The organism is Skermanella sp. (assembly GCF_059503625.1).
This window is the reverse complement of sequence record NZ_JCACHA010000689.1, coordinates 1-11,899: the sequence shown is the minus strand read 5'-3', so window position 1 is coordinate 11,899 and position 11,899 is coordinate 1. Positions and strand designations below refer to the sequence as shown.

Genomic DNA, 11,899 nt, shown 5'->3' with positions numbered 1-11,899 from the left:
CGATGGCTCCGCCCAGGTTGCGCGTCAGGCTGAACAGTCCGCTGGCGTCTCGCACCTGCCCGGCCGACAGCGTCCCCAGCGCCAGTCCGGTCACCGGGACGAAGCAGAGCATCAGCGAGAAACCACGCACGGCCTGCGACCAGAACAACTCGTCGAAGTCCCAGTCGGCCGTCATCCCCGTCGCCAGATAGAGCCCCGATGCGAACAGGGCGTATCCCAGCGCCAGCACGCAGCGCGGATCGACCCGCGTCGCCAGCCACAGGGAAACGGGCGCTCCCAGCACCTCGAAGGCCCCGGTCACCAGCAGGGTGTAGCCGATCTGTTCGCTGTTCAGGCCGCGCACCCGCCCGAGATACTGGGCCATCAGGTAATCGCCGACGAACAGCCCTGCTCCCAGCGCGAAATTGAACAGGCAGCCGAGGGTGAAGTTGCGGTCGCGGAAGACGCCGAGATTCAGGATCGCCGCCGGCTGCCAAAGACAGAGCCAGACCAGCAGCGCGCCTGCCAGGGCCGCCGCCAGCAGCAGCGCCCTGATGCTGCAGTCGTCCAGCCATTGCAGGCGCGGACCTTCGTGCAGGACGTATTGCAGGCTGCCCAGCGAGATGGCCAGCAACGAGGCGCCGAAGCTGTCGAAGTTCCGCAATGCCGCCCTGTCGCCCTTGTCAATATCGACCAGCAGCCAGACCGCCCATGCCACCGCCAGCCCCGGCAGGACCGTGATGAAGAACAGCCAGCGCCATGACAGCGCCTGCGTCACCATCCCGCCGAGCGCCGGACCGATCGTCGGGGCCAGCGTTGCGACCAGACCGATCAGCACCGTCATGCGCACCTGCTTTGCCGGCGGAAACATCAGGATGTTGGCGGCGAACAGCGTCGGGATCATGGCACCGCCCAGGAATCCCTGGAGTGCGCGCGCCGCCGTCATCTCCCCCAGAGACGTGGCCATGCCGCAGAGGAGGCTCGCGACCGCGAAGCCGATGGCCGACAAGGTGAACAGCAGGCGCGTCCCGACCGCCCGTGACAGCGTTCCGGCCAGTGCTATCATGACGATCTCGCCGATCAGATAGGCGCTCTGGACCCAGCCGATCTCATCCAGTCCGGCGCTCAGGCCGCCCTGTATCTCCTTCATCGAGCTGGTGACGAGCTGGGTGTCGACGATCGCCAGGAACAGGCCCGCCACCATGGCGTAGAAGCCGAGACTCTGCCGTGCGCCGGGATCGGTCCTGCCCGGCAGGGAAGCCGGCGGCGCCGCGCGCCGGAACAGGAAAGGCAGGACCTTTCGCGGTCCGGCCGGCAGGACTGCCGTCATGGAGACGCTTTTCCATTCACAGGCGCCGCAAGGGCGCCGAACGCGGGCGCCGTTCCGCCGGCAGCTTCCCGGGTATCGATGGAGGCTTCGACCGACAGTCCGGGCCGCAGGATGCCCGCCTGCCTGTTCTCGGGCTCCAGCGCTATTCGCACCGGGACACGCTGGACGATCTTGGTGAAATTGCCGGTGGCGTTGTCCGGCGGCAGCACGCTGAAGCGGGAGCCGCTGGCCGGGGCCAAGCTCTCTATCCGGCCGAAAAGGTCCCTATCGGCATAGGCGTCGACGGTGATGCGGACGCGCTGGCCGATCTTCATCCGGCTGAGCTGGGTTTCCTTGAAATTGGCGACGATATGGACGGTATCCAGCGGCACCACCGCCATCATCAGGGTGCCGGCCCGGACGAACTGCCCGATCTGCGCGCCGCGATTGCCGACGACGCCGTCCACCGGCGACCGGACGACCGTGCGTTCCTGATCGATCCGCGCCAGCCTCAGCCGCACCTCCGCCTGCTGGACCCGAGCCGAGGCCTCGCGCATCTCCGCTTCCAGCGTGAGTATCCGCTTCCGGTCGGCCGCCAGGGCGGCCACGGCGCCGTTGTAGGCCGCATCGCCCTTGTGGGCGTCGGCTTCGCGTTCGTCGTATTGCCGCCGCGACACGCCTTCGCGGCTGACCAGGACGGCGGACCGCTCCAGGTCGCGCCGGGTCCTGGTCCGTTCCGCCTCGGCGGACGCCACCGCTGCGGAGGCCGCGTCCACAGACGCGACGGCCTGGGCGATCCGCGCCGCCGCGGTCGCAACCGCGGCCGTGGCCAAGTCTACCGCCGCCGAGGCTTCCTGCACCTTCGCGGCATATTCCTCGTCTTCCAGCACCGCCAGGACGTCGCCTTTCCTGACCGGCTGGTTCGACTCCACCGGCAAGTCGCGGATGTAACCGGACACCTGCGGGCTGATGGCCGAGATGTCGGCTTCCACATAGGCGTTGTCCGTCGTCTCGATGAAGCGTGCCGCCGTCCACCAGTACCACCCGCCCAGTCCGGCGCCGGCCACCAGGGCCGCACAGACGAGATGCTTGAAAATGCCCAGCCAGAAAGTTTTTGCTGAAGAAGTCTTTGCTGAAGAAGCTACGAGTCCGGCCACAGAGTCAGCCCTGTCCGATATCCAGGGTGCGGGCTCGCACCCCCTTGAAGGAGAAGTAGTTCATGGGCGGTTTGCCGGAGACGTCCTGCCGTTTGCTGAAGACGCCGCAGCAGCACCAGCCGGTGGCGCGCCACCATGCGGCGATACCGGAATCGACGTCGCGGGTGACCAACGGGATGCAGCTCCAGTAGATCCAGGCGGTGAACGGCCGATTTGGCAAGCGCCTCGGCGCAATGAACCGACATCCGGTGATCCACCTCCTTGGTGTTCAGTTCTGCAAACTCGTCGCGCGGATAGATCACCCAGAGAGGTCCCTTGTCGCGGGGTGTCAGGTATTTGCCGTTCATCTTGAATGCCAGTATAATCGGTTAATCCTTAACGTCCTTGAACGGGATCGTGTAGCTGTAGTCGTTGATCGCGGCGGCGCGGACCGACTTGACGCCGTCGGCGCCGATTTTCGCCAGCACGTCCGTAATCACGACCCTTTCGAATTCCACCACGCCGTCGGTCCAGGACGTGGAGGTCTTGACGGTGCGCGTCCCGATCGCCTCGAGCCCGGCACGGTCGAAGACGATCTCGTGGTTCTGGCCGGTCTTCGGCACGGCGATCCGGAGCACGGGGAATTCCGCGGCCTGAGCCGGCGCGACCGGCGTCAGGATATCCGCAGGGGCCACGGCACCCAGGAAGTGCTGGCTGGCCAAGTGGTTAGGTCGAGAGGCCGTGCAGGCGGGGCGGCCTGGCCGATCCTGCGGATCATGGGCATAAACCCTGGTGTGGATAAAAGAGTATGCTGAGCCGCTGACCGGGAACTCGTCGGATTTTGATGGTAGCCGGCGGCCGGGAGTGGCAACATCGATTATCCTTGACCTTGGCATTCGTGCGCGGGGAGCAGTCCGTGGAGGCTTACCGCCTCGACCTGCTCGGCGGATTCGACCTTTATTCGCCCGCTGGGTCGCCGGTTCCGTTGACTGCCAGAAAGCCGATGGCTTTGCTGGCCTATCTGGCGTTGCGGCCCGATCGGCCGCACCCGCGCGACAAGATCGCGACCCTGCTGTGGGAGGACAGTCCAGATACCCTGGCCCGCAGCAGCCTGCGGCAGGCGCTGGCTCTCCTGCGCCGCTGCCTGCCCCTGCCGATCGCGGATAGCGACAGCCTTCGCATTCCGGCGGAAGCCCTGGTGACCGACGTGACGGAATTTCAGCGGGCTGTGGCCGACGGCTCTCCCGCCATGCTGGCCCGGGCAGTGGCGCTCTATCGCGGCGACCTGTTCGAAGCTACGCCATCGAGATCGGCCGCGTTCGAGGACTGGCTTCAGGTCGAGCGCCAGCACCTGCGTGAACTGGCGCAGGGCGCACTCGGAAAGCTGCTCGACCATGAACTGGAGCAGGGCGGCTGCGAAGCCGGGATCTGCCACGCCCTACGGCTTCTCGCCCTCGATCCCCTGCGCGAACCGGCGCACCGCGCCCTCATGAGGTTCTATGTCCGGCAGGGGCGGCACGCCGCCGCCCTGAAGCAGTACCAGACCTGCCGGTCCGTGCTGGAGCGCGAGTTGGGCGTCCTGCCCGAACCGGAAACCGAAGCGCTTCTGCGGGAGATCCGGGAACGGAGGCGCGCCCGGGACGACCGGGCCGGGACGATGCCGACACCGGCGCCGTGCATGCAGGACCCCGATACGCCGCCGGCAACCCGCCCGCCCGTGCCGGAACTGCGCGTTGCCGCCATTCTCTGCGTCGCCCTGGCGGATACGACCGCTTCGGACCAGGACCCGGAGGAGATGCACCGGCGGACGGCCGATGCCATCGTCCGGATCGATAACACGGTGCGAAACTATGGCGGCGACCTGTACCGGCACGTCGGAAACACGGTGTTCGCCGCCTTCGGTGCGAGGCGTGCCCACGGAAACGTTCCGGAACGGGCAGTCCGCACGGCGCTCGATCTGCTGAGGAGCGAGGACGGGGGAGGCCAGGGCGGGGAGCCACCCCGCGTCGGTGTCGCCTGCGGTCTGGTCATGGTCGATGGCGGACCGGACTTCACCCTCACGGGGGCAGCCGTACAGGAAGGTGGCCGGCTCGCCATGCTGGCTGCGCCGGGGGAGATCCTGATATCGCAGGCTGTCCGGGAAGCCCTCGACGGTCTGCTCGACCTGAAGGGCACTCATGGGCCGCCGTGGCGCCTGCACGATCTGAGGACGGCGGGAACGAGTGCGGCTTCCCGGCCTTTCGTCGGCCGCCGTGCCGAACTGCACCAGTTCAAAGGCTTGCTGGCCGCATGCCGCGAGGCCGGTCAAGGTGACGGTGGCGGGATGGTGGTTCATGTCCGGGGAGAGGCCGGAATCGGCAAGTCGCGGCTGGTCGAGGAATTTCAGCGCATGGCCGGCGACCAGGGGTTCGCCTGCGTGACCGGCACCGTGCTCGATTTCGGCGTCGGCTGCGGCCAGGATGCGATCAAGGCGGTGGTCCGGTCGCTGGTGGCGGAACTGGAGAAGCGCGCCGGTTCGCCGTTCGCCGAGGGGCTTTTGGCCGGCGAGCACCGCATCCACCTCGCCCCGCTGCTCGACCAGCCGATGCCGCCGGAACTTCGCCCCGTCCATGACGCCCTGGATCACGCGACGCGGGACCTGGGCCGAAGGGCCGTCATCGCCGAACTGGTCAGGAAGGTCACGGTGGTCCGGCCGCTGGTCCTGACGTTCGAGGACATCCACTGGGCCGACCCGCAGGTCCATCCCTACTTCGCCATGCTGGCCGGCCTGGTGGCGGAATGTCCGGTCGTCCTGATGCTGACGACCCGCATCCAGGGCGATCCGATCGATGCCGCGTGGCGGGCCGCCGCCGGCGGCGTGCCTGTCATGACGATCGATCTCGGCCCCCTTCGGCCTGCAGAAGCCGAGGTCCTGGCGCATGCCTACGTCAAGGACGACGAGGACTTCGCCCGATCCTGCGTCACGCGATCGGGCGGAAATCCGCTTTTCCTGGAACAGCTGCTGCGCGCACGGAATGCGGCGGGCACCGTGCCGGACACCATCCACTGCATCGTCCTGGCGCGCACGGACGCCCTGGCGGCCAAGGACCGGCAGGCGCTTCAGGCGGCATCGGTGCTGGGCCAGCGTTTCCACCTGGATACGCTGCGCTACCTGCTGGACGACCGGGAGTATGACATTGCGGCCCTGCTTGATCAGGCGCTTGTCCGGCCGGCCGGTGGTCCAGCCGGCGGGGAATACCTCTTCGCGCACGCGCTGGTCCAGGAGGCCGTGCACGACTCGCTCCTGCGCTCACGCCGGAACGACCTGCACCGCCGCGCCGCCGACTGGTACGCAAGCCGCGACCTCGTCCGGCGGGCGGAGCATCTGGGAAGTGCCGGGGACGACAGGGCTGCCGCGGCCTATATCGAGGCCGCCCGGTTCCACATCGCCGGCTACCGTTTCGAACGGGCGCGGTCGCTGATCGAGCGCGGACTGACGCTGGACTGCGGTCGCGCCGAACGCTTCGCGCTTGCCTGCCTTGGCGGGGAGGTGCTGGAGGCACTGGGATCGATCCGGCCCGCGATCTCGGCTTATCGAACGGCGCGCGACCTTGCCGAAACCGATGAGGAACGCTGCCGCGCGTGGTTCGGGCTGGCGGCTGGCATGCGGGTGATCGACGACCTGACCGGCGCCCTGGATGCGCTCGATCATGCCGAAGCGGCGGCCATGCGAGCCGGTCTGGTAGCGGAACGCTTCCACATCCATCACCTGCGCGGCAACCTCTGCTTCCCGCGCGGCGATCTCGACGGTTGCCTGCGCGAGCATGAAGCGGCGCTGGAATGGGCGCGGCGGGCGAACGCGCCTGATCTGGAAATTCACGCGCTGAGCGGACTTGGCGACGCGTGCTACCTGCGCGGACGGATGATCACGGCGCACGGATACTTCTCTCGTTGCGTCAGGCGGGCGCGGGAGCGTGAACTGCCCCGGATCGAGGTCGAAAACCTCTATATGGACGCCGTGACGCGCCTGTTCATGACCGATCTGGAGCCCGCGCTTGCCCTGGCGCGGGACTCGATCGCTCTCGCCGCGAGGATCGGGCACCGCAGGGCGGAACTGGTCAGCCACGTCGTCGCTTCGGAGGTGCTGAGCGAGCTTGGCGACGAGGAGGCTTGTCTGTCCCACTACGCCCGCGCCCAGGCCCTGACCGCCCAGCTCGGAGCCCTGCGGTTCGAGGCGGAGAACCTGATGGGGCTGGGCCGGATGGTCTTGTACAAGGGCCGGCGGGAGGAGGCGCTGGACCTGCTGACGCGGGCGATGGATTTGGCCGTCCGGACCGGTATCGGTTACCTGGGACCCAGCGTCCTGGCCCTGCTGGCGCGGGCGCACGACGGGCCGGACGAGCGCAGGCGCCTGCTGGACCAGGGGACTGCAATGCTTGCCCAAGGCAGCGTCAGCCATAACCATCTCAGCTTCTACCGCGACGCGATCGAAGTGGCGCTGGACATGGGCGACTGGGCGGCGGTCGACCATTACGCCGACCGGCTGGAGGACTTCGCCAGCCCCGAACCTCTCCCGTGGAGCACCCTGTTCGTCACGCGGGGCCGCCTGCTCGCCCGTTCCGGGCGGGGCGAGCAGGGCGTCGAACTGCGCGACGGACTGACCCGCGTCCTGGGCACCTGCCGCGCCACCCGCATGGTCCGCCACATCGCCCGCATCGAAGAGGCGTTGAGCAGGCTGTGAGGCGGGTAGCGAGGCGCTGCGGGTGCTCCGGCGAAGTCTGCGGCGTCCCTACAGCCCTACAGCCGCGCGAGGTCCAGCATGCCGGGGTCGCCGGCCCATGCGCGCTCCAGGTTGGCGGCGGCTTCCTTGGCCGCTTCGCGGTCGCCGCGCGCCTCATGCACCTTCATCAGGCCGAACAGCGCCCAGCCGTTGTTGCGCGCCCGCGTCAGGCTGGTGGCGAAAGCCTGCTCGGCTTCGTCGATGCGGCCAGCCCGGAGCAGCGCCGCGCCAAGGGATTGCTGGACCGGATAGTACCAGAAGGGCGGCTCCATGTAGGGCAGCCGGCCTTCAAGCTCCGCCGCGGCGGTGAACTCGGCGATGGCGCCGCCATTGTCGCCCCGGGCTTGGGCTATCCGCGCCCGTACCACGTGGCGCGCCAGCTCAAGCACGGTTGCGGCGGGGACGCCGGCGCTTTCCAGCCCGCTGAAATCCGCCGTCCGTTCGAGCGCCGCAATGGCGTCGGCTTCCATGCCGGCCGCCGCCGCGTCCCCGGCCTTGGCCTGCGCGACGCCTCGGGCGTAGTGCCACATCGCCTTGACGAAGGGGAACTCCTCCGACGGCGCCGGCGCCGCCATGATGGCGTCGGGCCGGCTGAACTGGGCGTGGGCGAAATAGGGTGCCGCCATGATCGGCTGGACCCAGGGGACCGTGCGCGCCGCATCGTCCGTGACCGTCGCCTGGAGCTTTTCCGCCGAACTCACCGCCGTCGGACCGTCGCCCGCCATCTGCGCCGACGCCATCAGGAAGTGGATGTTGTGGGGGAAATACGCACCAGGATAGATGCCGGCCGTGCCGATGCTCTCGAGATTGGCCTCGTCGGTCGCGACCGCGCGCCGGTTGGCCTGGAGAGAATCCAGGTACCGCCCGACCCTGTAGTAGATGTGCGAGGGCATATGGACGAGGTGGCCGGCCCCCAGGTCGAACGAGGCGAGCCGGTCGGCGCCGGGCACGGCCCGTTCCGGCCGGTCGGACGCCTCGACCATGTGGATGTAGTAGTGGATCGCCCCGATATGGTCGGGGTTGCGCTCCATGACCGCTTCCAGCATCCGGACGATCTCGGCCGTATGCCCTTTCGGTTCGGCGCCTCCGGCCTGCCAGTAATCCCACGGCGACAGGTCCATCAGCGCTTCGGCTGTCAGCACGGCGATGTCGGCGTCGCCGGGATAGCGCTTGGCGACGTCCATCATGGCTTCGGCATAGGCGGCGTCGAGCGAACGGCGGTCCGCTGCCGGGCCGGCGGCGTAGCGCCGGGCCAGCGCTTCGATCAGGGCTTGCTCATGGGGACGGGCGGCCGGTGCCAGCGCCATCGCCCGCGTTACGGCGGCCAGGGCGGGAGCGGCGGCTTCCGCTTCCATCGGCGCGTTGATGTTCGGCCCCAGGACCAGCGCCTCGCCCCAATGGCACAGGGCGCAATCGGGATCGATCTGCTGTGCCTTCCGGAATGCGCGGCGCGCCTCGGCGTGGTTGAAGCCGTAGGCGAGCCGAAGTCCCTGGTCGAAATACCGCTGGGCCAGGGGCGACGCCGTCGTCACCGGGTAGCTGACGGTGCCGAGGTTCGGCCAGAGCGGCACGTTGGACAGATCGTCATAGACGGCGGAGGACGATGCGCCGGCCGTCGGTGCGAAGGGCTTCGTTTCGACCTTCATCGGCTGATGGTGCACGCCCTGGTGCTGGGTACTCGTCTGGGCTCCCGTCTGGGCTCCCGTTTGGGCGGTCGTCTGGCCCGACAGCGACAGCATGGCGGCGGTGATCAGGCCGGTATGGAGCAGTGCGTGCAGGGTTGAACGGGACATGGTTATCCTCCGTTTCCAATGCGATGACGATGCCGGTTCAGGCGCTCAGCCGGGCCGAGCGCTGGCGGGCGCGTTCCGCTGCCGACGCATCGCCGACGCCATCCAGGGCGCGGGCGGCGAGGGTCCAGTTGAAGGGGCTCGACGGCTTGAAGTCGGTGCGCTCGGCGGTCAGGGCGCGGGCCAGCTTGGCTTGGCCGCCACGCAGGGCAGCCTCGATCAGGGTCAGGGTGATGACGTCGCGCTGGGCGTTGCTGCCGCCGAACCGGTGCGAGATCGCGCGGACCGGCAGCAGCAGGTCGACGGCGAGATCGTGGTCTCCATCTGCGAAGGCTTGGATCGCGGCGCAGACGGGCAGCCCTACTTCGCGGGTCATGACGGCATTGCTGCCGGGGGCCGATGCGCGGCGGTTCAGGACTGCCATCAGGCGGCGGGCGGCATGCTCGCGGCCGCCGGCCGCGAAGGCCATCATGGCATGCATGTCGTTGAACGCGTAATAGCCGTCATCGGCCATCGGCTCCCACCTGTCGGCCACCGCGCCCCAGCGGTCGCCGACATCGACGCCGCGCAGGTGCAGGCGCCATAGCATTGAGGTGGCGTCGACCAGTTCGATGGCGGGACCGCCCGGCCGGGGCAGGATATGCCGGTCGTAGATGTCCAGCGTCCTGTCGGTCTGGCCGTGGTCGAGATGATAGAGCGCCAGATGCCACCAGTTGTGGATCGCCAGCATGTTGTCGGGAGCCCAGTCGTTCACCCGGCTGGTCAACCAGCGGATGCCATCGGCAAGCCGCCCCTCCATCTCCATGACATGGGCGACGGCGTGGATCGCCCAGGGATCGCGCGGCGTCAATTCCACCGCGTGGCGGCCCATGTCCTCCGCCCGGCGGAACATGTTGTTCTCTTCCAGCCCGAACGCCTGCATGCCCAGCACATAGCCGTAGCCCGGCGTGGCATTGTCCCATTGCGGCAGCACGCGCGCCGGCCGGTCGCGCAGCATGACGGTGTTTCCCGTAAAGAAATCGATCTGATGGGCGATCTGAAGCGCCAGTAGGTCGCGCGGGTGGTCCAGCAGCACCTGCCCGTAAAGCTCGGCCGCCCGATGGAAATCGCCGTCCAGCCAGGCACGGGCGGCGGTGGTGTGGCCGCGTTCGCGGTCGTTGGCGGTGGAGGCCAGCGCCTCGGCGGCTTCGACGCTGCGGCGCAGTTCCGGCTGGGCGCTCTTCTCGGCCGCCATCAGCATCAGCCCGGCGCGCATGCAGTGGCCCATCGCGAAGGCGGGGTCTTCTTCAAGCGCTTCGTCGATCACGGCCAGCGGATCGGCGAAGAAGCCGCTCAGCAGGGTGGAAGCATGTTCGAAGCGGTCGAGCGAACGGCGGTCCGACGTGGAGACGGGTTCGCCGTGCATATCGTTCAGGGCCATGGCGCGGTAACTCCAGGAGAGGGGCTTTCATATGAGACCAGGTTACCCGCCCCTTGTCAGCGCTCCGTGATCGGCGGCGTGAATGGATCGTGAAAAACGACGATCGGCGGAGCACTTGCTGACTTGCCGACGGCAAGGCTCAGGAAGGTCCGGCATCCGCCTGTCAAACGAAAATACGGTGATACGTTAACACAGGTTAAATCTGCGAGATGGCCACACCGACACTGTAGAGCGGCAGGGACCTTGGCAACGGAGACGGTTCCGTCGGCCAAAGCCGGAAAAGACCGTCTTGCGGTCTTTTACAGAAGGAGGGGCCAGATAGATGATGACCGGTGTAACCGCGGTCCAGCGCCGCTGGAGCAATCGCTTCGCTTCGGCTCGGCTGGGCGACTCTCGCGCTCAGGCGACATAAAAGGAATACTGACCTACAAATTATGGATAATCTAATTGAGGAAAGACCCAATACTTTCAATATCGAGCCTTAAGTTGAAAAAACCTTTGCGTTTAGCATGGTTATGGACAGTGTGCCGGGCGGGTCCTATGTGCATACTCCTTATTTTAAAGATGTATGAGTCACCACCGGTTAGCATACAACACGTAAGTAATACACCTTGTCGATTTTGCTCCATAAGATCCGCTTCCATGAAGATAGCGCATCATTCCAAATGGCATCGAGCAATGAAATGCACATGACATTGATTTTAGAATGGTGTTTCGCTTCACATATTCCCGCTTTCATTGCTGTTATAACGGCTAAGTCACACCTATCCAGGAGGCTGCGATCTACTGCCTAAAAGAACAATCAACTAAATGAACATTGAATGGGAAAGCGAGTGAGTTTAGCTTAGTTCTACCGCTCTAAGTAGATGATCTTGGTTTGCTAAATCCCATCGATGCTTCATCTAAAAGTTCGAAATAGCGAGCAAGTGACCGGCCCGATACATTGGGAGTTTGGTTCAACGTCGCTATGGATTTTGGTGCTTCAAGCATGTCTGCATTGTCCAAAGGAGCTGGTCTTGGCTAAAGCATATCTACCAAATAGACACTGACAGTGTCGTCGAACGTTCAAGTAAAGCTGCGGTATTCTTGTCGAATGCCAGTTTTCGGGAGAATCCTGAAAACGCAAACGTCTTGAGATCACCTCAATCAAATAGAATGAAGCCCCGCTTAGCCAATGTTGGGGTAGGAGAACGATAATGTCTACAGCAACACTCGCGAAAAGCGACATGATCTTTACCCGCCGTGAATCCAATGTCCGCAGCTATTGCAGGCGTTTGGATGCAGTCTTCGACAAGGCGGTGGGAAGCGTCATTACCGATGAATCGGGCCGGCAATACGTCGATTTCCTGGCAGGTTGCGCATCGCTCAACTATGGCCATAACGACCCCGACATGAAGCAGGCTCTTCTCGACCATATCGGCCGGGATGGCATCGCTCATGGTCTAGATCTTTTCACCACCGCGAAAAGACGGTTCCTCGAAGACTTCGAGTCCTTGATCCTGAACC

General features: G+C 66.0%; 8 protein-coding genes. 2 read left to right on the top strand and 6 right to left on the bottom strand.

Going from position 1 to position 11,899, the window contains the following annotated elements; translation table 11 throughout:
* From AC5JJ6_RS22575 to AC5JJ6_RS22560, 4 genes are all read right to left on the bottom strand, one after another.
* On the bottom strand, nt 1-1,309 hold a 1,309-nt coding region (locus AC5JJ6_RS22575; protein WP_496044221.1), incomplete at its 3' end, for a DHA2 family efflux MFS transporter permease subunit.
* Nucleotides 1,306-2,355 carry an HlyD family secretion protein gene (locus AC5JJ6_RS22570; RefSeq protein ID WP_496044220.1) on the bottom strand — a complete coding sequence of 350 codons (1,050 nt, stop codon included), beginning with the start codon at nt 2,353-2,355 and terminating at the stop codon, nt 1,306-1,308. The genes AC5JJ6_RS22575 and AC5JJ6_RS22570, both read right to left, overlap by 4 nt.
* Nucleotides 2,356-2,449: 94 nt before the next feature.
* The gene (locus AC5JJ6_RS22565; protein WP_496044219.1) at nt 2,450-2,665 is read right to left on the bottom strand and encodes a hypothetical protein; all 216 of its coding nucleotides are present in this window, start codon (nt 2,663-2,665) and stop codon (nt 2,450-2,452) included.
* 148 nt (nt 2,666-2,813) lie between these two features.
* Entirely contained in the window at nt 2,814-3,146 is a 333-nt protein-coding gene (locus AC5JJ6_RS22560) for a hypothetical protein (RefSeq protein ID WP_496044218.1), read from the bottom strand.
* 194 nt (nt 3,147-3,340) lie between these two features.
* Here AC5JJ6_RS22560 and AC5JJ6_RS22555 point away from each other — a divergent pair, with 194 nt between their 5' ends.
* The gene (locus AC5JJ6_RS22555) at nt 3,341-7,144 is read left to right on the top strand and encodes an ATP-binding protein (RefSeq protein WP_496044217.1); all 3,804 of its coding nucleotides are present in this window, start codon (nt 3,341-3,343) and stop codon (nt 7,142-7,144) included.
* Nucleotides 7,145-7,200: 56 nt separating this feature from the next.
* Here the strand turns inward: AC5JJ6_RS22555 and AC5JJ6_RS22550 are convergent, their stop codons facing one another.
* Together AC5JJ6_RS22550 and AC5JJ6_RS22545 are read right to left on the bottom strand one after the other, a co-directional pair.
* The gene (locus AC5JJ6_RS22550; protein ID WP_496044216.1) at nt 7,201-8,976 is read right to left on the bottom strand and encodes a tetratricopeptide repeat protein; all 1,776 of its coding nucleotides are present in this window, start codon (nt 8,974-8,976) and stop codon (nt 7,201-7,203) included.
* A 37-nt stretch (nt 8,977-9,013) separates the two neighbouring features.
* The gene (locus AC5JJ6_RS22545; RefSeq protein WP_496044215.1) at nt 9,014-10,393 is read right to left on the bottom strand and encodes a tetratricopeptide repeat protein; all 1,380 of its coding nucleotides are present in this window, start codon (nt 10,391-10,393) and stop codon (nt 9,014-9,016) included.
* Nucleotides 10,394-11,589: 1,196 nt separating this feature from the next.
* Between AC5JJ6_RS22545 and AC5JJ6_RS22540 the strand changes: the two genes are divergently transcribed.
* Nucleotides 11,590-11,899: aminotransferase class III-fold pyridoxal phosphate-dependent enzyme (locus tag AC5JJ6_RS22540; protein ID WP_496044214.1), on the top strand; the 310-nt coding region annotated here is incomplete at its 3' end.

What these genes read in the sequence shown, in the direction of transcription:
- AC5JJ6_RS22550 (WP_496044216.1), bottom strand. Translation starts at nt 8,976, where the DNA reads ATGTCCCGTTCAACCCTGCACGCACTGCTCCATACCGGCCTGATCACC.
- AC5JJ6_RS22545 (WP_496044215.1), bottom strand. Translation starts at nt 10,393, where the DNA reads ATGGCCCTGAACGATATGCACGGCGAACCCGTCTCCACGTCGGACCGC.